A 22,187-nucleotide genomic window follows, 5' to 3' on the forward strand; every position below is an offset into this window, starting at 1 on the left:
GACGCTCCGCGCGGCCCCCACCAGAGCGCGGCACCCCCCGCGCGAAGCGCGGCCCGGGCCGCGCCCGCGGACCCACCGGCCCCAAGCCGGACTGCTCGCGCGAAGCGCGGGCCAGCCCGGGCCAGAGTCCCTGCGGCGGCGAAGCCGCAGACCCACGGCCCACAGGGCCACCGAGCCGCGCGCAGCGCGGAAAGGGGCGGGTGGGTGGGGGAAACCCCCCCGGCCCAGCCGGCCCGCGCGAAGCGCCAACCACCGGCCTCACCGCGCGAAGCGCGGGCAGGGCCGCACCCGCGGACCCACCGGCCTCAGGCCGGGCCGCGCGAAGCGCCGGCCACCGCCCCCACCGCGCGAAGCGCGGAAAAGGGCGGGTGGGTGGGGAAGATCAGCCGGCGGCGTTGCCCAGGTGGGCGGCCACCGCCTCCGGCTCAGTCGTCGGGAGGTCGCACACGAACCCCCGGCACACATAGGCCGTCGGACGGCCGTCCCGCAGCGGCCGGTCCGCCAGCAGCGGCGCGCCGTCCGGCGCGCCCGGCTCGCCGAGGGCCACCACCGCGCCCGGCGCGGGCGCCGTGAGCGCCGCGCGGTGCAGCGCCGCGGTGGCCGCGTCGTCGCGCGGGCCGACGACCGCGACCTGGCGCGGGCCGTCGAGCGCCGCCTCGGCCACGGCCAGGCCCCAGCCGATGAACCGCGGGGCCCGTGGCGCGAGCGCCGCCACGATGCCGAGCGCCAGCTCGGCGGCCCTGCGGTGCCGGTCGCTGCCGGTGTAGGCCGCGTACGACAGGAGCGCGCCGGCCGCCGCCGTCCAGCCGGCCGGCGCCGCGCCGTCCGTCGGGTCCTGCGGTCGCCTGATCAGCGTCTCCGCGTCGTCCGCCGTGTCGTAGAGCGCGCCGTCCGGGCGCGCGAAGCGGGTGAGTACCGTCTCCAGCAGCGCCCCCGCGTGGTCGAGCCACCGCCCCTCGCCCGTCACGCCGTACAGCGTGAGGAAGCCCTCGGCCACGTCGCCGTAGTCCTCCAACACCCCGGCGTTCGGCCCGGCCTGCCCGCCGAGCGAGGTGCGGACCAGCCGGCCCTCGTCGTCCAGGTGCACCCGCGCCAGCAGTTCGGCCGCGTCGGTCGCCGCCGCCACCAGGTCGGGCCGTTCGAGGCAGGCGCCGGTCTCGGCCAGCGCCGCGATGGCCAGGCCGTTCCAGGCCGCGATGACCTTGCCGTCCCGCTCGGGCCTGGTTCGAGCGGCCCGCACCGCGCTCAGCCGTTCCCGCTGCGCGGCCGGCGGCTCGCCGGTCGGCAGCAGCAGCGTGCCGGCCTCGCTCAGCAGGTAGCCGATCGTGCCGCCGCCCAGCGCGTCGGCGAGCTGCTCCGACGTCCAGACGTAGTACGCGCCCTCCTCGTGCAGCCCGCCGGGCACCTCGCTGTCCGCGTCGAGCGCGGAGGCGAAGCCGCCCTCCTCGGTGCGGAGTTCGCGGACCAGGAAGTCACCGGTCTCCAGCGCGATCCGGCGGGCGAACGCGGAACCCGTGGTGCGCCACAGGTGCAGGTAGAGCCGCCCGAGCAGCGCGTTGTCGTACAGCATCTTCTCGAAGTGCGGCAGCACCCACTCCGCGTCCACCGCGTAGCGCGCGAAGCCGCCGCCGAGCTGGTCGTAGAGGCCGCCGCGGGCCATCGCCTCGCAGGTGCGCTCCACGATCCGCAGCGCCTCGGGCGCCGCCGTGCGGGCGTGGTGCCGCAGCAGGAACTCGAGTGCCATCGGCGGCGGGAACTTGGGCGCGCCGCCGAAGCCGCCGTGCTCCTCGTCGAAGTCGCCGGCCAGGCCGCTGACCGCGACCGCCAGGTCCTCGGCGGTCGGCGGCGCTGGCGCGTCGTAGGGGAGTTCCCGGCCGGCCAGGTCTCCCGTGATCCGGGCCGCCACCTGGGCGACCTCGCCCCGGCGCTCCCGCCAGGCCGAGTCGACGCCCTCCAGGAGCTGACGGAACGACGGCAGCCCGCCGCGCGGCTCGGGCGGGAAGTAGGTGCCGAAGTAGAACGGCTCGCCTTCTGCGGTCATGAAGACGGTCATCGGCCAGCCGCCCTGCCCGGTGGCGGCCTGCACCGCGTCCATGTAGACCGAGTCGACGTCCGGGCGTTCCTCCCGGTCCACCTTCACCGGGACGAAGCGTTCGTTGAGGAACTCGGCGACGGCCTGGTCCTCGAAGCTCTCCCTGGCCATGACGTGGCACCAGTGGCATGCGGCGTAGCCCACCGAGAGCAGCACGGGTACGTCGCGCCGCCGGGCCTCGTCGAACGCCTCGTCGCCCCACGGCCACCAGTCCACTGGGTTGGCGGCGTGCTGCAGCAGGTACGGCGACTGGGAGTCGGCCAGGCGATTCATACCGGCATCGTCGCACGCGCGGGACCGCACGGCCCGGCACACCTGGTCGCCGGTCGGGGGCCGGCCTCCTGGGTGCTACTGCCAGGAGCAGGCTGACCGTGGCGGGGCTGGCCATACTCGTTCGCATGCACGACACAACGCACGGCACGTCTCTCCTCGGTGAGTTCCTGTCCACGCGTCGGGCGCAGTTGAAGCCGGCGGACGTGGGTCTGCCGGACTACGGCGACCGGCGGCGGGTGCCGGGGCTGCGGCGTGAGGAGCTGGCGCAGCTGGCCGGCGTCAGCGTGGCCTACTACATCCGGCTGGAACAGGGGCTGTCGCTCAACGCCTCGTCGCAGGTCCTCGACGCGCTGGCCACGGCGCTGCGGCTGGACGAGGCGGAGCGGCGCCACCTGCACACCCTGTCGGGTGACGCCCGGCAGAGCCGCCGCCGGCTCCCCGCCGAGCGGGTCACCGAGGCGGTGCGCCAACTGGTGGACGCCTTCGGGGACTCACCGGTGGTCGTGCTCGGCCGGCGCTCGGACGTGCTGATGTGGAACCGCGCCGGGCACGCGCTGTTCGCCGGGCATCTGGCCCGGAACAGCTTGGATCGCGCGGCCACCCGGCCGAACACCGCCCGGCTGGTCTTTCTTGACGCCCACACGCGGGACCTGTACGTGGACTGGCCGAGGAAGGCGCGGGACGTGGTGGGCAAGCTGCGGCAGGCGGTCGGCGAGTATCCGGGCGACCCGCGGCTGGCCTCCCTCATCGGCGAGCTGACCATGGGCAGCCCGCAGTTCGCCACCCTGTGGGCCGAGCACCGGGTGCGCGCCTGGGGCATGAACGAGTACCGGATGCGCCATCCGACGGTCGGGGAGCTCGATGTACTGCAGCACTCGCTCCAGGTGCGCGGGGGGCAGGGGATCCAGCTGGTGGTGACGACGGCGGCGCCCGGCTCCGCCTCGCAGGCGGCACTGCGGCTGCTCAACCAGCCCCTCCAGCCCACCGTGGACGCCCCGGCGCCCGTCGCTCCACCGCACCCCTGACACGACCGGCCGGTCGCCGCGACACCGCGGGGGCCTCGTCAGGCGTGCCCGCTGCCGCCGATGACGACGCCGCCCCGCGCTTCTTCCCCTTCTTCTCCCTTTCTCCCTTTCTCCCTGCGCGTTCTCGCTCTTTCACCCCTGCCGGAGGTACCCCCATGCCCGAAAACCCCGTCCCGGCCTTCGCCGAGGTCGTCGACACCGTGGCCCGGTGATGGGGCACTCCATCACCACAGACCCCAACACCACAGAGGAACAAGGACGATGAAGAACTCGAAGCTGAAGACCGCCCTCGCGAGCGCGATACTCGTCGCCGCCCTGGCCTCCGGGACGGCCTGTGCCGCCAATGACTCCGCAGCCACCGGATCCGCCGCCGAGACACCCGGCACCGAACAGGCCGGGAACGAGCAGGCCGGGAACGAGCAGAGCGAGCAGGAGACGCCCGGCGTCATCGAGGTCGAAGGGCCGAACGTGTTCCCGCACTCGCTGGACCACGACGCCGAGTCGAACACGTTCCTCGCCGGCTCGCTCAGCCAGGGAAGGGTCTTCGCCTTCGGTCCCGACGGGCAGGTGAGCACCCTCGTCGACGACCCGGAGCTGGTGTCGGCGCAGGCCGTCAACATCGACCGCGAGCGGAACCGCGTCCTGGTCAGCAACGTGGACTACGGCACCGCGGAACGTTCCAACCCGGAAGCGCCCTTCCGCGTCGCCGGCGTGGGCAGCTACGACCTGGAGACCGGGGAGCAGGACTGGTGCGTCGATCTGACCGCGATCACCAACGACGGCAGGCCGCACCTGATCGCCGACGTGACGGTGGCGCCCGATGGCACCGCCTACGCCGTCGACCAGCTGACCCCGACGGTGTTCCGCATCGACCCCGAGGGCAACGCCTCGATCCTCGTGCGGAGCGACCTGCTCCAGGGCACCCTGGACATTCCCGACTTCCTGAACGATGTGGGAATGTCGGCGGTGGAGTGGGTCGAGGGGGACCAGCTGATCATCGCGATGGCCGACGGCTCCCTGGTCCGGGTGCCCGTCCGGAGTCCCGAGGACGCGCGGCCGGTGGAGCTCTCCTCGCCGCTGTCGTCCCCCGCGGCCGGCATGCGGCTCCTGGAGGACGGTTCGATCGTGGCGGTCAGCAGCGGCCTGCTGACCGGCGAGCCCGCCCGGATCCAGCGTGTGGAGCCCGGCGACGGCTGGGAGGAGGCCACGGTGAGTGTCACCGACACCGTCGAGAATCCCGTCACCAGCGACGTGACCGCGGGGCCTGACGGGACGACGTTCGCGCTCAGCGGAGGGCTGGCCGATCTCCTGGCGGGCCAGCCCAACGACGGGTTCTCGCTGACCCCCGTCGACGTCGGCTGATCCGGCGGCTGCTCCCTTGAGGGAGCGGGAGGGGCAGGTCAGGCGGCCTGGTAGGGCTTGGCTTCCAGGACCCGCACCATGGCCGTCCTGCCGTTGGGCAGCTCGTACTGCGCGTCGTCGCCGGCCTTCTTGCCGAGCACCCCGGAGCCGAGCGGCGACTGCGGCGAGTACGTCTCGATGTCCGAGGTGGCGAACTCGCGCGAGGCCAGCAGGAACGTCATCGTGTCCGACTCGTCGCCGTCGAAGGCGATGGTGACGACCATGCCGGGCGAGACCACACCGTTGTCCGCGGGGGCGGCGCCCACCTGCGCGTTCTCCAGGAGCTGGGTGAGCTGGCGGATCCGGGCCTCCTGCTTGCCCTGCTCCTCCTTGGCCGCGTGATAGCCGGCGTTCTCCTTGAGGTCGCCCTCTTCGCGCGCCTGCTCGATCTTCTTCGCGATCTCGGTGCGGGCGGGACCCGACAGATGATCCAGCTCGGTCCTGAGCTGGTCATACGCCTCCTGGGTCAGCCAGGTGACAGTGTCGCTGGTCTGCGTCACAGGTGCTCCTCGGGATGTGCGAAGGGGAATAAAAACAAGGCCCGACCCGGGACGACTACGCTCCTGGGCGGGCGGAAACATCGATCGAACTGTCGACTTTAACAACGCTGGTCGATGTGCGGAAGGATTACCCTCCGCTGCCACGCGCAAACCCCACGGTGGTCTACCGGGTGGTCGACGCCTCCGAACAGCTGATCACCTCGGCAGCGGTCGCACGCTGCGTAGTCCTGAGGGTAACGGAGCGGTGCAGGCTCGACTCGTCGTCGTCGAACGTGAAGTCCGCGCGGCCCACTTCGAGGCCGTCCTCCGCCTGGGCCCGGATCGTGCAGACGCCGACGGCCTCCGACGGCTTGCGCAGCGCCACGTTCACGTCGATCCGCTCGTCCGAGACGACCTCGAAGCCGGTGAGTTCGCCGGTGACCCGCTCGCCGGAGATGTAGGAGTATCCGGCCCAGCCGACGAAGCCGAGCAGCAGCACGCCGAGCACGCTGCCGACGATCACCAGCCGCCGGTTGGTGCGGGCCTCGTCCGTGGTACGGCCGTACCGTCCCTGGGGGAGCCCCGCGCGCGTGTCAGCCATCAGGACCTCCGGGAACTTGGTGCGGCCCGGTGCACGGGCCGGTGCGAAAACGGGAACAAAGGCCCCCGCTCCATCAGTCACTATAGAAGCCCGGGGCAGACCCCGGACGACCCACCCGAATGACTGAGGACGAGCCTTGACAGAGCAGCTGCGACTCATGGCCGTGCACGCCCACCCGGACGACGAGTCCAGCAAGGGCGCGGCCACCATGGCGAAATACGTGGCCGAGGGCGTGGACGTGCTGGTCGCCACCTGCACCGGGGGCGAGCGGGGCTCGATCCTCAACCCGAAGCTGCAGGGCGACCCCTATCTCGAGGAGCACATCCACGAGGTGCGGGCCAGGGAGATGGCGGAGGCCCGCGAGATCCTCGGCGTGCGCCAGGAGTGGCTGGGCTACGTGGACTCCGGGCTGCCCGAGGGCGACCCGCTGCCGCCGCTGCCGGACGGCTGCTTCGCCCTGCAGGAGGTGGACGTGGCGGCCGAGCGGCTGGTCAGGCTGGTGCGGGAGTTCCGGCCGCACGTGATGACCACCTACGACGAGAACGGCGGCTACCCGCACCCCGACCACATCATGACGCACAGGATCTCCATGGTTGCCTTCGAGGCGGCCGGGGATCCGGAGCGCTTCCCGGCGGCCGGCGAGCCCTGGCAGCCGCTGAAGCTCTACTACAACCAGGGCTTCAACCGGCCGCGCACCGAGGCGCTGCACGAGGCGCTGCTGGCCCGCGGCCTCGAGTCGCCCTACGCGGAGTGGCTGGAGCGCTGGGACGACTCGGACCGGCCGGAGCGGTCGCTGACCACCCGGGTGCCGTGCGCGGACTACTTCCCGATCAGGGACAAGGCGCTGATCGCGCACGCCACCCAGATCGACCCGGACGGCGGCTGGTTCCGGGTGCCGATGGAGCTCCAGCAGGAGGTCTGGCCGACCGAGGACTACGAGCTGGCCAGGTCCCGGGTGGATACGGCGCTCCCCGAGTCCGACCTCTTCGCGGGCATCCGCCAGAATTAGCCCATGGACGACATGAGCGCGCTGCTTCCGCTGGCGGAGAAGGACCTCAACGAGTACACGGTCACGCCCGGCGTGCTGGGCTTCATCGTGTTCGCGGTGCTCGGCCTCGCGGTGTGGGTCCTGCTGAAGTCCATGAGCAGGCACCTGGGCCGGGTCTCCGTGCCCAAGAAGTCCGAGGTGGACCAGGCGGACGAGGCGGAGGTCGCGGGCGAGGCGGAGGCGGCCGCGCCCGGCGCCTCCGCCGTCCGTTCCTAGCCGCTGTCCCAGTGGGTCAGCCCGCCGCGGTGACGCCGAACACGTCGCGCGCGGCGCGGCGCGGGACCATGCCGAGCCGCCAGGCCGACCAGCCGTCCTCCGGGCCCAGGCCGCGGCGGAGCATCAGGGCGTAGCTGTGCGCCGCGTCCGAGAGCCGGGGGTCGCGCTGCGGGTGCTCGGCGCGCAGGAGTTCCGCCAGCTCCTCCTGGGCGACGGCCTCGCCGACCTCGGAGCCGCCGGGTGAGGCCAGCGGCAGCAGGGTGCAGCGGAGGAACGCGGCCCAGTCGGCGCCCCGGCGGTCCGGCCGGCCCTCGCCGTACCCGTCCGTGAACAGCCGCAGCGCCTCGTCCGTCAACTCCAGCGCCTGGCCGTGCCGTTCGTTGCCGGCCTCGATCACGGCCAGCTCCAGGCAGCTCCAGCCCTCGCCGTAGCCGACGCCGGCGCGCTGGAAGTCGCGGCGGGCGTCCGTCAGCAGCTGGCGGGCGAAGCCGCTGTTGCGCAGCGAGCCGGTGGACTCGGCCCGCATGTCCCTGGTGACCCGGGCCGAGTGGTGCCGGGCGCAGGCCAGGCCGTAGACGTCCCGCATCCGGGAGAACATGGTGCGGGCCTGTTCCAGGGTGCGCACCGCGCCGGCCAGGTCGCCGCTCTCCTCCAGGGCCTGGCCGAGGTTGTAGAGGGTCCACGCCTCGCCGCGGGCGTCCTCGGTGTCGCGGTGCCTGGCGAGGGCGGCGCGCAGCTGTTCCTCGGCGGCGGTCGGGTCGCCGGCGAACACCCGGGCCATGCCGAGTTCGGTCTGGGCCCAGGCGACGCCGCGCACGTCGCGGGAGCGTTCGTACAGGTCGAGGGAGAGCCGGATCTCGTGCTCGGCGGCCGCGATGTCGCCGCCGTAGAGCAGGGTCTGGCCGAGCTGGAACCGGGTCCACGCCTCGCCGTGCACGCTGCCGCTGCCCTGGTGCAGGTGGAGCGCCTCGGTGAGCATGGCGCGGGCGGAGTTGAGCCGGCCGCGCTCGCGCTCCACGGCGGCGAGGGCGTGCAGGGTCCAGGCCCGGTCGCCCGCCAGGGCGCCGCCGGTCTGGAGCTCCAGGGCCTCGTGCAGTCGTTCGCCGGCCTCGCGCAGCTGGCCCTGGTGCTGGAGGGTGATGCCCAGGTCGCGCAGGGCGCGGGCGGTGCCGGCGTCGTGGTGGGCCTGCTGGTAGAGGGTGACCACGGAGGTCAGGGTGGAGCGGGCCTTGTCGAGCTCGCCGAGCTGGCGGGCGGCGACGCCGGTGCGCCACTGGACGGACCGGTTGAGCAGGCCCTGGTTGACGGCCTGGGTCAGCTCGTTGAGCTCGCCGAGGCGGTAGAGGTCGCCGCGGAGCAGGCAGTAGTCGCAGAGGGCGCCGAGCAGGTGCTGGACGGCCTCGCGGTCCACGCGTTCGTCGGCGTGCCTGAGGGTGGCGGTGATGAAGCTGGTCTCGTCGTCGAGCCAGCGGAGCGCGGCGTCGAGCGAGGCGAAGCCGTGGCCGCCGGCGGCGGCCGGCAGCAGGTCGGCGCGGGTGGAGGTCTTGCCGTCGACCAGCCGGATCACGGTGTCGGCCAGCTCGGCGTAGCTGCGGATCAGCCGCTCCTGGGCCGCCGAGCGGTCCTCGTCGGTCTCCTCCTCGTGCAGCCGGGCGCGGGCGAAACGGCGCACCAGGTCGTGCAGCCGGTAGCGGTTGCCGCGGACGTGGCGGAGCAGCCCGGCGGTGGTCAGCTCCTCGAGCCGGCGGGCGCCCTCCTGCTCGCGGACGTCGAGGAGCGCGGCGGCGGCGCGGGCGCCCAGGCTGGCGCGGCCGACGAGGGCGAGCCGGCGCAGCAGCCGGCGCGCGGTCTCGTGCTGGTCGGTGTAGCGCAGGCGCAGGGCGCGCTCCGCCGCGTCGAGCGGGCCGTTCGCCGGGCCGTAGTCGGCCAGGTCCTCGGCGAGGCGGGCCGGGGAGCGCTCGCCGAGCGCGGCGCCGACCATCCGCAGCGGCAGCGGCCGGCCGCCGCACAGCTCCACGATCCGGCCCCAGGCCAGCTCGTCGTAGGGCTCGCCGGCGCCGATGGTGCCGCCGTCGGCGACCGAGGCACGCAGCAGCTCCTCGGCCGCCGCCTGGTCGAGGGGGCCGAGCTCCAGGTGGTGGACGGAGGCCGGGAACCCGACCTCGACGGGCAGCGGCTCGGTGGCGGTGACCAGCACCAGCGAGTCGGACCGCTCGGGGATCAGGGTGCGCACCTGCTCCGGGTCGGTGGCGTCGTCGAGGATCAACACGACGGGCAGGTCGGCGAGATGCTGCTGGTAGCGCTCCATCAGGCGGCGCGGGTGGGCGGCGTCGGCGCCGCTGCCGGCGCCGTCCCTGAAGAGCAGCTGTTCGCGGGGGGCGCCGAGCCGGTTGAGCAGGTGGAGCAGCGCGTCCCTGGTGGTGAGCGGGTCCTCGCTCTCGCCGCGCAGGTCGACGAGGCAGGCGCCGCGGAACAGCTCGCGGGTCTCGTGTGCCACCCACCTGGCCAGCATGGTGCGCCCGGAGCCCGAGGGGCCGTGCAGCACGACCACGGTCGGGCGGGTGTCGGTGCGGGCCCGGTCGCGGTTGACCCACTGGGTGATCTGGGTGAGCTGGCTGCGGCGGCCGATGAACGGGTGGCCCGGGTCTGGCAGCCGCTCGAAGGATCGGGTGAGCACCGCCCTGGTGCGGGCGGCGCCGCCGCGCTCGCGCGGGCGCTGCTGGCTGACCCGGCGGGTGTCGCGCCGCTCGGGGGCCAGCGGCTCGCGCCGTGGGGCGACCGCGCGCTGCTGCTCCAGGTAGGGGCGGATGCCGCGCACCTCCACCGCGTTCCGCCAGGCGAGGCGCAACTGCTCGACGCCGCCCGGCTGGTGGCGGCTGCCCGCGCTCCGCTCGGCGGAGAACAGGTGGGCGAGCACGGCCTGCGCGGAGAAGCCGGTGAGTGCCGCGGCCGCCACGATGATGGCGTCCGCGAAGGCGGTGGCCGCCGAGTCGTCGATGCTGCCGATCAGCAGCAGGGCCGCGACCGCCGCGCCGGTGGCGGCGGCCGCGAGGCCGCCGAGGGCGCGCCGGCCGAAGCGGTCGGCGAGCCGGCTTGGCGCGTTCTCGGTCTCCGCGCGGAGATAGGCCGTGTACTCCTCCTCCGCCGGCCGCAGTATCTCGCCCAGCGCGCTCCGGGCGCGCTGGAGCAACTGGGGCCCGTCGACGCGCCCCTCGGAGCGGCGCACCTCCTCCTCCACGGCGCGCTCCAGCAGCCCGTCGATCTCCGCCCGGTGCCGCTCGGTGAGCGCGCCCGCGACGTGTAGTGCCATCGCTCCGTCCCCTCCCCGCCCTCTCCACTGTTCCGGAGGGCCGACTGCTCACCTGCCCAACCCGCCCCCTACCACGCCCCCTTGACATGTGCAGGTTGCGGCTGGGCCGAATCGTGACAGAAGGCGGAAGCGGGAGGAAGGCCTGGGGGAAGGGGAGGGCGCGGGAGGGAACGGGTGGCTCAGCCGGCGGCCCGCTTGTACTTGCGGACCGCGAGGGTGCGGAAGATCACGATGATGGCCACCGAGGAGACGAGCGAGGCCAGCACCGGGTGCTGCATCGGCAGGACGTCCGGCGGGTGGTAGCCGGCCGGCAGGTTGCCGAAGAGGTCGCGCACCGCGAGCACGACGGCGCTGAACGGATTCCACTCGGCTATCGGCTGGAGCCAGCCCGGCATGTTCTCCGAGGGCACGAACGCGATCGAGATGAAGGTGAGCGGGAACAGCCAGACCAGACCGCCCGAGGTGGCGGCCTCGGGCGAGCGGACCGAGAGGCCGATCAGCGCGCCGATCCAGGTGAAGGCGTAGCCGAAGAGGAGCAGCAGGCCGAAGGCGGCGAGCGCCTTGAGCACGCCGTCGTGCACCCGCCAGCCGACCAGGAAGGCGACGATGGCCAGCACCAGCAGTACCACCGCCGTCTGCACGACGTCCGCGAAGGTGCGCCCGGTGAGGACGGCGCCGCGGGCCATGGGCAGCGAGCGGAAGCGGTCGATGATGCCCTTCTGCATGTCCTCGGCGATGCCGGCGCTGGAACCCGCGACGGCGAAGGTGACCGTCTGGGCGAAGATGCCGCCCATCAGGAACTCGCGGTAGGCGGTGGCGTTGGTACCCGCGCCCGGGATGTTGATGGAGCCGCCGAAGACGTAGGCGAAGAGCACCACGAACATGACCGGCTGGACGATGCCGAAGACCACGACCTCGGGGATGCGCAGCATGCGCAGCAGGTTGCGGCGGGCGACCACCAGGGAGTCGCGGAGGCCCTGGCCGAACGAGATCCGGTCTCCCGTGCGGGAGACGGGCGCCGGGATCGGCTGCTGCTTGACGGTGGTGCTCATCGGTCGCTCTCCGGCTTCTCCGTGGCGGCCGCGCCCTCGCCGGCCTCGGCTCCCTGGTTCCCGGCCAGCTCGGCGGCGTGGCCGGTGAGCGAGATGAACACGTCGTCGAGGGTGGGGCGGCGCAGCCCGATGTCGTCTATCTCGATGCCGTGGCCGTCGAGTTCGCGGATGACCTCGGCGAGCAGCTTGGCCCCGCCGGAGGCCGGCACGCTGAGCTTGCGGGTGTGCTCGACCAGCGAGGGCTCGCCGTCGCCGAGGCGCCGCAGCACCTCCTGGGCCACCGGTATGCGCTCGCGCTCGTGGACCACGACCTCGACCACGTCTCCCCCGGTCTGGTCCTTGAGCTCGTCGGAGGTGCCGCGGGCGATGACCCGGCCGTGGTCGACCACGGCGATGGTGTCGGCCAGGTGGTCGGCCTCCTCCAGGTACTGGGTGGTGAGCAGCAGCGTGGTGCCGCCGGCGACCAGCTCCTGGATCACCTCCCAGAGGCCCTGTCGGTTGCGCGGGTCGAGCCCGGTGGTCGGCTCGTCCATGAACATCACGGGCGGGCTCACCACCAGTGCGGCCGCCAGGTCGAGGCGGCGGCGCATGCCGCCCGAGTAGGTCTTGGTGGTGCGGTCCGCCGCGTCGGCCAGGTTGAACCGCTCCAGCAGCTCGTCCGCCCGGCGCTTCGCGTCCTTCGCGGACAGCTGGTAGAGCTGGCCGACCATCCGCAGATTCTCGCGGCCGGTCAGATACTCGTCGACGGCGGCGAACTGGCCGGAGAGGCCGATGGAGCGGCGGACCTCGTTGGGATGGGCGAGGACGTCGACGCCGGCCACCTCGGCGCGGCCGGAGTCGGGCTGGATCAGCGTGGTGAGCACGCGCACCGCGGTGGTCTTGCCCGCGCCGTTGGGCCCGAGCAACCCCAGCACGGTGCCCTCCGGCACATCGATGTCGACGCCGTCCAGTGCCCTGACATCGCCGAAGGTCTTGACCAGACCCTCGGCGTAGATGGCACCTGGCATGGAACTTCTCCCCGTTCGGATCGGCAGGTTCAGGGTCACCCGCGGGACGCGGGACCGCCAGTCTAGGCACAACGCGATACATCGCGATACCGACTTTGGTATCGAACACTTGTCGCGTCGCGTTGCGTTACGGCGAACCCTCGCGTCTCGCGGTGAACCTCGCCCAGCCGATCCGAACGTTCGGTCGACGATCAGCCGACGACCAGGTAGCCGGCCGCCCGCAGCGCCTCCGCCACCTCCTCGCAGTGCCGCGGCCCCCGCGTCTCCAACTGCAGCTCGACCTCCGCCTCCCCCACGCCGAGCCGCGGATCCGTCCGCATGTGGTTGACCGCGATCACGTTCGCGTCCACCGCGGAGAGCTCGCCGAGCAGCGCCGCCAGCGCCCCCGGCTGGTCGGGCACCCGCAGCCGCAGCGACAGGTAGCGCCCGGCCGCCGCCATGCCGTGCCTGAGGGTGCGCTGGAGCACCAGCGGGTCGACGTTGCCGCCGGAGAGCACCGCCACCACCGGGCCGCCGGCGAACGCCTCGGGATCCGCGAGCAGCGCGGCCACCGGGCTCGCCCCGGCCGGCTCCACCACCAGCTTCGCCCGCTCCAGGCAGAGCAGCAGCGCCCCGGAGAGCGAGTCCTCGGAGACGGTGCGCACCTCGTCCACCAGGTCCGCGATGATCCGGAACGGCACGTCACCCGGCCGCCCGACCTTCATGCCGTCCGCCATGGTGGCCACCTCGGGCAGCGCCACCGGATGCCCGGCCGCCAGCGAGGGCGGGTAGGCCGCCGAGCCCGCCGCCTGCACCCCGACGATCCGCACGTCGGGCCGCAGCGACTTCACGGCCAGCGCGACGCCGGCCGCGAGACCGCCGCCGCCGATCCCGAGCACGATGGTGCGCACCTCGGGGCACTGCTCCAGGATCTCCAGGCCCACGGTGCCCTGGCCGGCCACGACGTCCTCGTGGTCGAAGGGGTGGATCAGCACGGCGCCGGTGCGCTCCGCGTACTCGCTGGCCGCGGCGAGCGTCTCGTCCACCACCGTCCCGTGCTGGCGCACCTCGGCCCCGTACTCGCGGGTCGCGGCGATCTTCGGCAGCGGGGCGCCGACCGGCATGAACACGGTCGACCGCACCCCGAGCAGCGAGGCCGCGAGCGCCACGCCCTGCGCGTGGTTGCCGGCGCTGGCCGCGACCACGCCGCGGGCCCGCTCCGGCTCGCCGAGCCCGGCGATCCTGGTGTAGGCGCCGCGGATCTTGAACGAGCCGGTGCGCTGCAGGTTCTCGCACTTGAGGTGCACGGGCGCGCCGACCAGCCGGCTGAGGTACCGGCTGCCCTCCATCGCCGTGATCCGGGCGATCCCGGCGAGCGTCTTCTGCGCGGCAAGCACGTCATCCAGCCGGGGCCGGTGGTTCTCAGCCATGCGGCCAGTCTGGCAGGCCCGACGCCCCCGGAGCCCGCGGGGGCGCGGGGAACGCGCATCGCCCCGCGGAGTGTCGGCGCGGCGGCGTACGCTGATGCGCAGTCAGCGAGCCACCCCCCACGCCCGCCATTCCGCGACCTCCGCGCCCCGACGACAGACCCGGACATGACTCCTGAATCCACCGCCCGCCCCGCCACCGCCGACGCCGACACGGACACCGGCACGGACGCCGACTCCGGGGGTGCCGGCGCGCCGCCGGCCGCACCGCGCGCCACGCCGGACCGCCGCCTGCTCGACGCCTTCCAGCACGAGGTCGCGGTCTTCGCCAGGCGGGCCGAGCAGACGAGGCTCGGCGGCCTCGGCCCCACCCGCGGCACCATGGACCGGGCCGCCTATCTGCTGCTGAGCCGGCTCGACCAGGAAGGGCCGACGGGGGTCAAGGCGCTGGCCGCCGGCATGGGCATCGACTCCTCGACGGTCACCAGGCAGGTCGCCCCGCTGGTCGACGCCGGTCTGGTGAACCGCACCGCCGACCCCGACGACGGCCGGGCCGTCGTGCTGCGCATCGCGCAGCGCGGCAGCGACCGGCTCGAGGAGGTGCGGCAGTCGCGGCGCCGGCTGATGACGCTGCTCACCGAGGACTGGACGGAGGAGGAGCGCGTCGAGTTCTGCGCGCTCCTCACCCGCTTCAACTCCTCGATCGCCCGGCTCCAGTCGGGCTGAGTCCCAGCGGCATCAACCTCGGCCTCAACCGCCGAGCGCCTGCCCCAGGTCGGCAAGCAGGTCCTCCACGGCCTCGATGCCCACCGAGAGCCGCACCAGGTCCGCCGGCACCTCCAGTGCCGAGCCGGCGGCCGAGGCGTGCGTCATCCGGCCCGGGTGCTCGATCAACGACTCCACGCCGCCGAGCGACTCGCCGAGCGTGAACAGCTCCGCCCGGTCGCACACGGCCACCGCGGCCTCCTCGCCGCCGGCGACCCGGAACGACACCATCCCGCCGAAGCCCCGCATCTGCTTGGCGGCCGTCTCGTGGCCCGGGTGCGTCTCGAGCCCCGGGTAGTACACCTGGACGACCTTCGGGTGCGCCGTCAGCGCCTCCACGACGCGGGCCGCGTTGGCGTTGTGCCGGTCCATCCGCACGGCCAGCGTCTTGATGCCGCGCAGCACCAGCCAGGAGTCGAAGGGGCCGCCGACGGCGCCCAGCGCGTTCTGGTGGAAGGCCAGCTCGTCCGCGAGCCCCGCGTCGGAGGTGACCAGGGCGCCGCCGACCACGTCCGAGTGGCCGCCGAGGTACTTGGTGGTCGAGTGCACCACCACGTCGGCGCCGAGCGCCAGCGGCTGCTGGAGGTAGGGGCTGGCGAAGGTGTTGTCCACCACCAGGCGGGCCCCGGCCGAGCGGGCGAGGTCGGCGACCACCGCGATGTCGGTGATCCCGAGCAGCGGGTTGGACGGCGTCTCCACCCAGACGAGGCGGGTGGTGGGCCGCAGCGCGGCCCGCACCGCGGCCGGGTCGCTGGTGTCCGCGACCGACCACTCCACGCCCCAGCGCTCCACGACCTTCGAGATCAGCCGGAACGTGCCGCCGTAGGCGTCGTTCGGGATCACCAGGTGGTCGCCGGGACGCAGCACCGTGCGCAGCAGGCAGTCCTCGGCGGCGAGCCCGGAGGCGAAGGCCAGGCCGCGCCGGCCGCCCTCGAGCGCGGCGAGGTTCTCCTCGAGCGCGGTGCGCGTCGGGTTGGCCGAGCGGCTGTACTCGTAGCCGCCGCGCAGGCCGCCGACGCCGTCCTGCTTGTAGGTGGACACCTGGTGGATCGGCGGCACCACCGCTCCGGTGACCGCGTCGGGCTCCTGCCCGGCATGAATGGCCAGTGTCTCGAAACGCGACGGGCCCTGCTGCTCGTTCATGGCTACACGGTAGTGGGCCTTACGGTGGATATATCGCACCGGCCGGAACGCCGAAGCACACGACATGCACCCGTCATAGGGTGGACACAGGACATAACGAGGGGGAGCCGCGCCGCCATGGAAGCACTTCTGCTGCTCATCGCGCTGACCGCCATCTTCGGCGTGGTCGTGCTGCCCGCCATCCGTCGGCGCCGCGAGCGCCAGGAGTACGAGCGGGCGGCCGCCACGGCCGACGCCCAGACCGCCGCCCCCGGCTTCGGCGTCTCACTGAACAAGGAAGGCGGCGCCCCGACGGCCACCGGTCTCGTCCCGGTCGACCAGCTCGACGTCCGGCTGCCCGGGCCGGACACGGCTCTCGTCGCCGCGCTCGAGGAGACCCAGCGCACCCAGAACTGGCGTCCGGTGGGGCAGTTGCTCGCCCTCACCGACGACCACGAGCTCCGCTGGCAGCGGGTCCAGTCACTGGCCGGCGCCGGCGCCATGGAGCTGACCCGCGCCCGCGCCGTCGGGGAGACCTCGGGCGCGGGCTGGCTGCGCAGCTGGCGGGCCGAGGAGCCGAACGACGCGGGCGGCTGCCAGGTGTACGCGCAGTTCCTGGTCTGGCAGGCGATGTCCGACCCGTCGTCGGCCGACCACCGGATCATCCTGGAGGAGGCCCGCACCGTCTGCGGCGAGGCCGCGGCCCTCGCCCCCGACGACCCGACGCCGTACGTCACCGACCTGCTCATCGCCCGCGGCCTCAGCTACCGGCCGGCGGACTTCGAGGCCCTCTGGGGCAACCTCGTCCAGCGTGACCCCGCGCACATGGGCGCGCACCTCGCCGCCCTGCCGTACTGGTCGGAGAAGTGGCACGGCTCGCGCAAGCAGGCCGACGCCTTCGCCACGGCCGCGGCCTCCTCGGCCCCGGAGGGCAGTCTGCTGGCCGCGCTGCCGCTGTTCGCGGTCTACGACCACCTGCCCGACGTGCAGCTCTCCCCCGGCATGTACCAGGGCGCGGTCATCCAGGACGCGATCGAGGCCGCCCAGTACGCCGTCAACACGGTGCGTAGCGGTCACCCGGTGGAGCCGCACGTGCGCCACCTGTTGCTGTGTTTCCTGGTGCGCGCCGAGAGGTACGCGGAAGCGGCGGAACAGGTACGGGCCATCGACGGTTATGTGGGTGCGATCCCGTGGGTGGACGGCGAGAACCCGGCCGGGGAGTACGCCCGCTATCGCGCGGTGGCCATCGCCGGAGACCAGCACTGACAGGGACGACCACAGGAGTGAGAACGACCATGCTGTACACCTTCAAGTCTCGGCTCCCCAGTCAGGACGAGGCCCTGCCCGGCCGCGCCGAGCGGCCCTTCGAGGTGCCGGCCCGCCACACCGTCCTGGGCAACCCGCTGCTCGGCCCCTACCCGGAGGGCCTGGAGGTCGCCGACTTCGCCCTCGGCTGCTTCTGGGGCGCCGAGCGCCGCTTCTGGCAGACGCCGGGCGTGTGGACCACCCTCGTCGGCTACCAGGGCGGCATCACCGCGCACCCCACGTACGAGGAGGTGTGCAGCGGCATGACCGGCCACACCGAGGCCGTGCGCGTCGTCTTCGACCCGGCGGTGGTCTCGTACGCCGACCTGCTGAAGGTGTTCTGGGAGTCCCACGACCCCACGCAGGGCTTCCGCCAGGGCAACGACGTCGGCACCCAGTACCGCTCGGCGATCCACACCCACTCCGACGCCCAGGCCACGGCGGCCGAGGAATCGAAGGCGGCCTACCAGAAGGTGCTCTCCTCCTCCGGCTACGGCGCGATCACCACGGAAATCCTCCCGGCCGGCGACCGCCCCTTCTACGCGGCCGAGGACTACCACCAGCAGTACCTCGACAAGAACCCCGCCGGCTACTGCGGCCTCGGCGGCACGGGCCTCTCCTGCCCCGTGGGCGTGGCGAAGGCGTAACCGCCGCACGGCCGGCGGAATCCGACGCGACGGGCGAGCGACGCTCGCCCCCGCGTCGACGTTCATGGGCCCCGGTACAGTCGCGCCATGATGACGCGGCGACACGACGAATCGCTCACAGTCACCGAGGCCGCGCGCCGCGGAGTGGCAGGGCTGATCACGGACGCGGAGCGCGGCTCGCCCCTCGTGCTCACGCGGCGGTGTCGACCCGTCGCCGTCGTGGTGGGCAGTGAAAGCCTGGCCGCGCTGGAGAAGGCCGTCTCCGACGCGGGCGATCTGGCGTCGGCGCTGCAACGCGCCGCCGACGACGCTGGTGGGCGGACCTCGCTCGACGAGGTGCTGGCGGCGTTCGGGCACACCCGGGAGTCGCTCGCGGCCCTGCCTGACGACGAGTGACCCATGTGGACATCACCTTGACGGGCGCGGCCATCGACGGGGCGCCTACGGTCGATCCGATGACTGTCGTGTGCCGCCGTCTGCCTCCGAGGCGAGTGGACGTGACTCGCGCAAGGGAGTTGGTTGGGGATGGGGCCTGCCGAGACGCGGGAGATGGCTGACTTCTCGTCGTCCGGGGCGGGGGCGGTCATGCGGGACGCCTGCGCCGCTGTCGGCCTCGACGGGGAGGGCGCCGACTTGATCCGGTTCGGGGAGAACGCGCTGTTCCGGCTGGCGGCAAGCCCCGTCGTGGTCCGGGTGGCGCGGTCGACCGACTACCTGGACTCGGTACGCACGGAGGTGGGGGTCTCACGCTGGTTGGCGTGGGAGGGCTTCCCCGCGGCTCGGGTGCTGGAGGACGTCGAGCAACCCGTTGTCGTGAATGGGCATCCGGTGACCTTCTGGCACCTGATCCGGGAGGGGGATCGCCGGGCCACCTACGGGGAGTTGGGCGGGGTGCTGCGGGAGCTGCACGCGCTGACGCCGCCAGATGTTCTCGGACTGTCGGCGTACGCGGCTTTCGGGCGGACGGATCTGCGGGTGGAGCGGGCGTCGGGGATACCCGAGGACGACAGGGAGTTCCTGCGCAGGCAGGGGCAGGAACTGCGGGAGCGGTTGGTGGGGCTGCGGTTCCCGTCGCCCAGGGGGCCGGTGCACGGGGACGCGCACGCGCAGAACCTCATGGTGGACACCTCGGGCACGGTGCTGCTGATCGACTTCGAGAACTTCAGCTTCGATCACCCCGAGTGGGACCTGATGGTCACCGCGACCGAGCATCACAGCCTGGGATGGCAGACACGCGAGCAGTACGACGACTTCGTGGCCGCGTATGGGCGGGACCTGCGGGACTGGGAGGGGTTCGCGGTGCTGCGGGGGATCCAGGAGTTCCACATGACGACATGGCTCATGCAGAACATCGGCGAGAGCCCCGCCGTGGCCGAGGAGTACGCGCGGCGGATCGCCTCGTTGCGGGACGCTGACGCGCCCCGGAACTGGCAGCCCGGCTGAGTCCGTTACTCGTCGTCTTCGGCATCGGTCAAAGCCGCGCGCACCCGATCGTTGAACTCTCGGACCACCGGATTGCCAGCGTGCGCGGAGAGTTCACGCTGGAAGTCGGTGACGTAGCGCGTGAAACGGGCGGACTGGAGGGTGCCCCCGGAATCGACGGCGAGAGTCGCGGTGGTCGCCGCCGCTTCGATCTCACCGTTGAGAAGGTGGCTCTGTGCCAGGACCAGGCGGCAGAGACCCAGCGTGCGGGCGTACCTGGGGTCGGTCAGTGCCACCGCGCGCTCCGCGTGCCGCACGGCCTCGGGGCCCTGCCTGAGGTCGCGGAAGCAGTGGCAGAACTCGCCCATCAGTTCGGCCTCGTCCATGTAGGCCAGCCAGTCCGGGTCGTCGTCACCCGACTCCACGCTCTCGAAATACTGTTCCGCATCGTTCATGGCGCGGGCCGTGCCCCGGGCGTCCCCGGCCATGGCGAGGGCACGGGCCTCGTGCGCGGAGAACAGGGCCATGGCCCGCGGCGTGGAACGTCCCTTGCCGCCTTCGACGGACGCGCGGGCGAGGCGGACTGCGCGGCCGGCTTGGCCGAGGTAGTTCGCCTGGTGGCTCAGGTTGGTGAGGATGCGCGCGCCCATCATGCGGTCGTCCACGACCTGGGTGAGCCGGAGCGTTCCCATCAGGTAGCGGTCCGCCAAGGCGTGGTTGCCGATGTCGTAGGCGCTCCACGCGAGGAGTTGCGCGATCTCGGCGGCGGCACCGAACAGGGCGACGCCCACCTTTTCGCGGTAGCTGGCCCGGAGTAGCGGCAGTACGTCCTCTCGGAAGTAGTGCCGCAGCGCGCGGTGTCCGTGGCCGCCTCCGAACCTGAAGTCGAGGAGCATGAACATTTTCGGCGGCAGTTCGCACCGCCGCGACATCGCGCATCCCGACGCAGCGGCCCCCGCCGCCGGCGGACGGCAGGCCATCCGGCCGAGACACCAGCCAGGACAGCGCGGCGGTGTTGACCTCGGCGTCCGGCATCAGGGCGCCGTCGCCGATGCCTTGATCAGGTCCGGTCCGGCTCAGGGCGTCCATGACATCGAGGGCCTGGGGCAGCGAGTCAGCGTAGCCGGTCCTGGAGGCTGCCGCGGCGGTGAACGCGGGCTGCCCGGGAAAGCCAAGGTCGGCGACATTGATGCGCCGCCGCAGCTTCTCGCTCAGCGTCTCGGCAAGGAAAGCCGCTGTCTGCGGATGGATCCCGCTCCCGTTCAGCCATCGTTGAACGGCGACATGGGTGGTTCCCAACTGCGTGCCGTGCCGCTGGGCGACGTCGCGAACGCGTTTGGCCAGGCCCTTGTTGGATGCGCCGGCCTCCGTCATCAGGGCGGCCAGTCTGTGGTTGGGCTCCTTTACCAATGCTCCCCCTGCCGTGGCGGGATGACGCTTGGTGGTCATCCTGCCACGCTGCGCGGGTGGCTGTGTGGGGTTCGCCCGTGGTCCCCCCTTGGGCGCTGACGGAGCCTTCGGGTGCACATGAACCCCTGGATGAACGCTGCCGCTTGAAGACTGGCCCCTCTTCACTGTTCTCCACACGACGGCGGGAAGTCGCCGCGACGGCTGGTGGAAGGGAACGGGCGAAGAGATGTCAGAAAGTACGGGAACGACCGCGCCACAGGTGGGAGAGCTGGTGCGGGACGGACGTGGCGTGGTCGGCCGGGTCAGGGACTGGCAGGCCGGTCGGGTGTGGCTGCGGCCCGTCGGTGGTGGGTGTGAGTGGGACGTCGCGGCGGACGAGGTGACGGTTGGCGCGGCGGCCGGTTCGCGGGAGGAGCCGTGACCCGAGCGATCGTCAGGGCGGCCGAGTGGACGCTGACGGAGGAGATCGTCGAGGGGGCGCCTCGGGCGGTGTTCCGTGTCGCGTGTGTCGACTGCGGGGCCGCGTCCGAGGCCGTGGACAACCAGCCGGATCCGGTGGAGATGTGGGCGCTGCGGCACACCGGCCTGAACACCACGCACCGGCGGTTCAGGCTCACCACCGAGTGGTTCTGGTGCGTCGTCCCCGCGCCCGGCAATCCGTACCACGACCTGGAGGGGACTGCCGGGCGTTAGCGGACAGGACGGCCGTCACGGCCTCGACGTCACCGCCGGGAGGATGGCGGCTAGTTGGTCGAGGGGGTTGTCGCCGATGGGGCGGAGGATGACCGTGTGGGCGCCGGCTTCCCAGAGGGACGTGATGCGGGTGGCGGCGGTGTCGGGAGAGCCGGCGGCGAGGAAGATGTCGGGGGCGGGGATGCCGAGCCACTCGGTGTACTCGGCGATGACGGGGGCCGTGGCGGCCGGGTCGTCGCCGAGGTAGAGGTGGGTGAAGACGATCAGCTCGTGGTCCTGGCGGGGGGACTCGGCCGCGGCGCGGCCGCGGTCGATGTGGGCGAGGGCGGCGGTGACGCGGGCCGGGCCCTGGCCTTCGGCGATGATCGTGCCGTCCGCGACGCGTCCCGACAGTTCGAGCGAGCGGGGCCGCACGACGCCGGTGACCAGGGGCGGGGGTTCGGCCGGCGGGTGGACGAGGGTGACGCCGTCGATCTGGACCGTGCGGCCGGCCACGTCGGTGGTGGCGCCGGAGAGCAGGGAGCGGACCCCGACCAGCGTCTCCTCCAGGAGGGCCAGCTTGGTCGGCGAGGCCGCGCCGACCCGGGCCATCCAGTCCGGCGAGCCGTGGCCGATGCCGGCCACCAGGCGGCCCGGGAAGAGCCGGGCCACGGTGGCCAGCTCCATGGCGAGCAGCGCCGGGTTGCGGAACGGCGCCGGCACGATGCCGATGCCGATCCGCAGCCGCTCGGTGGCGGCCAGGGCGAGGGTCGCCGCCGAGACGCCGCCGGCGAAGCCCAGGTCCTCCACGACCCACAGGTCGTCGACGCCGAGGCGCTCGGCGGCGCGGGCGAACTCGGCCAGGCCCTCGGGCGGGAGGGAACGGTCGTACATCACGCCGATGCGGCGCTGGGCGTCGTTGGTCACGATCACA

General features: G+C 72.9%; 21 protein-coding genes. 11 read left to right on the forward strand and 10 right to left on the reverse strand.

Annotated features, from left to right (window positions below; translation table 11 throughout):
• Positions 1-382: 382 nt before the first annotated feature.
• Positions 383-2,365, reverse strand: coding sequence for a thioredoxin domain-containing protein (locus tag ACYVPE_RS20875; RefSeq protein WP_461035175.1), 1,983 nt, complete (start codon positions 2,363-2,365; stop codon positions 383-385).
• Between the two features lie 125 nt (positions 2,366-2,490).
• On the opposite strand from ACYVPE_RS20875, the gene ACYVPE_RS20880 reads away from it, so the two are divergent.
• Positions 2,491-3,390: a helix-turn-helix domain-containing protein gene (locus ACYVPE_RS20880; RefSeq protein ID WP_461035176.1), complete on the forward strand. Its 900-nt coding sequence runs from the start codon at positions 2,491-2,493 to the stop codon at positions 3,388-3,390.
• 261 nt (positions 3,391-3,651) lie between these two features.
• Complete coding sequence (locus ACYVPE_RS20885; RefSeq protein ID WP_461035177.1) at positions 3,652-4,752, forward strand: hypothetical protein; 1,101 nt, start codon at positions 3,652-3,654, stop codon at positions 4,750-4,752.
• 38 nt (positions 4,753-4,790) lie between these two features.
• Here ACYVPE_RS20885 and greA read toward each other — a convergent pair whose 3' ends face one another.
• On the reverse strand, positions 4,791-5,291 hold the full coding sequence (greA, locus tag ACYVPE_RS20890; RefSeq protein WP_461035178.1) for a transcription elongation factor GreA: 501 nt from the start codon (positions 5,289-5,291) through the stop codon (positions 4,791-4,793).
• 163 nt (positions 5,292-5,454) lie between these two features.
• Positions 5,455-5,871, reverse strand: a complete 417-nt coding sequence (locus ACYVPE_RS20895) for a DUF4307 domain-containing protein (protein ID WP_461035179.1) — start codon at positions 5,869-5,871, stop codon at positions 5,455-5,457.
• A gap of 136 nt (positions 5,872-6,007) precedes the next feature.
• Here ACYVPE_RS20895 and mca point away from each other — a divergent pair, with 136 nt between their 5' ends.
• Positions 6,008-6,880 carry a mycothiol conjugate amidase Mca gene (gene mca, locus ACYVPE_RS20900; protein ID WP_461035180.1) on the forward strand — a complete coding sequence of 291 codons (873 nt, stop codon included), beginning with the start codon at positions 6,008-6,010 and terminating at the stop codon, positions 6,878-6,880.
• 3 nt (positions 6,881-6,883) lie between these two features.
• Positions 6,884-7,135, forward strand: a complete 252-nt coding sequence (locus ACYVPE_RS20905) for a hypothetical protein (protein WP_461035181.1) — start codon at positions 6,884-6,886, stop codon at positions 7,133-7,135.
• 16 nt (positions 7,136-7,151) lie between these two features.
• Here ACYVPE_RS20905 and ACYVPE_RS20910 read toward each other — a convergent pair whose 3' ends face one another.
• The 4 genes from ACYVPE_RS20910 to ilvA form a co-directional block, all read right to left on the reverse strand.
• Positions 7,152-10,445 carry a tetratricopeptide repeat protein gene (locus tag ACYVPE_RS20910; RefSeq protein ID WP_461035182.1) on the reverse strand — a complete coding sequence of 1,098 codons (3,294 nt, stop codon included), beginning with the start codon at positions 10,443-10,445 and terminating at the stop codon, positions 7,152-7,154.
• Positions 10,446-10,624: 179 nt separating this feature from the next.
• Positions 10,625-11,497 carry an ABC transporter permease gene (locus ACYVPE_RS20915; RefSeq protein WP_461035183.1) on the reverse strand — a complete coding sequence of 291 codons (873 nt, stop codon included), beginning with the start codon at positions 11,495-11,497 and terminating at the stop codon, positions 10,625-10,627.
• Entirely contained in the window at positions 11,494-12,504 is a 1,011-nt protein-coding gene (locus tag ACYVPE_RS20920; protein WP_461035184.1) for an ATP-binding cassette domain-containing protein, read from the reverse strand. Before ACYVPE_RS20920 ends, ACYVPE_RS20915 begins: the two co-directional genes overlap by 4 nt.
• Before the next feature lie 191 nt (positions 12,505-12,695).
• Positions 12,696-13,913 (reverse strand): threonine ammonia-lyase, encoded by a 1,218-nt coding sequence (gene ilvA, locus ACYVPE_RS20925; RefSeq protein ID WP_461035185.1) that lies wholly within the window; start codon positions 13,911-13,913, stop codon positions 12,696-12,698.
• Between the two features lie 165 nt (positions 13,914-14,078).
• Here ilvA and ACYVPE_RS20930 point away from each other — a divergent pair, with 165 nt between their 5' ends.
• Positions 14,079-14,636, forward strand: a complete 558-nt coding sequence (locus ACYVPE_RS20930; protein WP_461035186.1) for a MarR family winged helix-turn-helix transcriptional regulator — start codon at positions 14,079-14,081, stop codon at positions 14,634-14,636.
• A gap of 24 nt (positions 14,637-14,660) precedes the next feature.
• On the opposite strand, the gene ACYVPE_RS20935 is transcribed toward ACYVPE_RS20930, so the two are convergent.
• A complete protein-coding gene (locus tag ACYVPE_RS20935; protein ID WP_461035187.1) occupies positions 14,661-15,818 on the reverse strand; it encodes a cystathionine gamma-synthase in 1,158 nt (385 codons plus the stop codon).
• Between the two features lie 117 nt (positions 15,819-15,935).
• Between ACYVPE_RS20935 and ACYVPE_RS20940 the strand changes: the two genes are divergently transcribed.
• The 4 genes from ACYVPE_RS20940 to ACYVPE_RS20955 all read left to right on the forward strand — a co-directional run bounded on the left by ACYVPE_RS20940 (position 15,936) and on the right by ACYVPE_RS20955 (position 19,192).
• Positions 15,936-17,063, forward strand: coding sequence for a hypothetical protein (locus ACYVPE_RS20940; protein ID WP_461035188.1), 1,128 nt, complete (start codon positions 15,936-15,938; stop codon positions 17,061-17,063).
• 29 nt (positions 17,064-17,092) lie between these two features.
• Positions 17,093-17,749, forward strand: a complete 657-nt coding sequence (gene msrA / locus ACYVPE_RS20945) for a peptide-methionine (S)-S-oxide reductase MsrA (protein ID WP_461035189.1) — start codon at positions 17,093-17,095, stop codon at positions 17,747-17,749.
• An 87-nt stretch (positions 17,750-17,836) separates the two neighbouring features.
• Entirely contained in the window at positions 17,837-18,145 is a 309-nt protein-coding gene (locus tag ACYVPE_RS20950) for a type II toxin-antitoxin system prevent-host-death family antitoxin (RefSeq protein ID WP_461035190.1), read from the forward strand.
• A gap of 153 nt (positions 18,146-18,298) precedes the next feature.
• Positions 18,299-19,192: a phosphotransferase family protein gene (locus tag ACYVPE_RS20955; RefSeq protein WP_461035191.1), complete on the forward strand. Its 894-nt coding sequence runs from the start codon at positions 18,299-18,301 to the stop codon at positions 19,190-19,192.
• 5 nt (positions 19,193-19,197) lie between these two features.
• On the opposite strand, the gene ACYVPE_RS20960 is transcribed toward ACYVPE_RS20955, so the two are convergent.
• Complete coding sequence (locus ACYVPE_RS20960; protein ID WP_461035192.1) at positions 19,198-20,067, reverse strand: hypothetical protein; 870 nt, start codon at positions 20,065-20,067, stop codon at positions 19,198-19,200.
• 740 nt (positions 20,068-20,807) lie between these two features.
• On the opposite strand from ACYVPE_RS20960, the gene ACYVPE_RS20965 reads away from it, so the two are divergent.
• Together ACYVPE_RS20965 and ACYVPE_RS20970 are read left to right on the forward strand one after the other, a co-directional pair.
• Entirely contained in the window at positions 20,808-21,002 is a 195-nt protein-coding gene (locus ACYVPE_RS20965) for a hypothetical protein (RefSeq protein ID WP_461035193.1), read from the forward strand.
• A complete protein-coding gene (locus ACYVPE_RS20970; RefSeq protein ID WP_461035194.1) occupies positions 20,999-21,274 on the forward strand; it encodes a DUF7848 domain-containing protein in 276 nt (91 codons plus the stop codon). The genes ACYVPE_RS20965 and ACYVPE_RS20970 overlap by 4 nt, the downstream gene beginning before the upstream one ends.
• Positions 21,275-21,289: 15 nt before the next feature.
• Here the strand turns inward: ACYVPE_RS20970 and ACYVPE_RS20975 are convergent, their stop codons facing one another.
• Positions 21,290-22,147 (reverse strand): LLM class flavin-dependent oxidoreductase, encoded by an 858-nt coding sequence (locus ACYVPE_RS20975; RefSeq protein WP_461035212.1) that lies wholly within the window; start codon positions 22,145-22,147, stop codon positions 21,290-21,292.
• Positions 22,148-22,187 lie beyond the last annotated feature (40 nt).

The organism is Streptomyces mayteni, assembly GCF_054783955.1.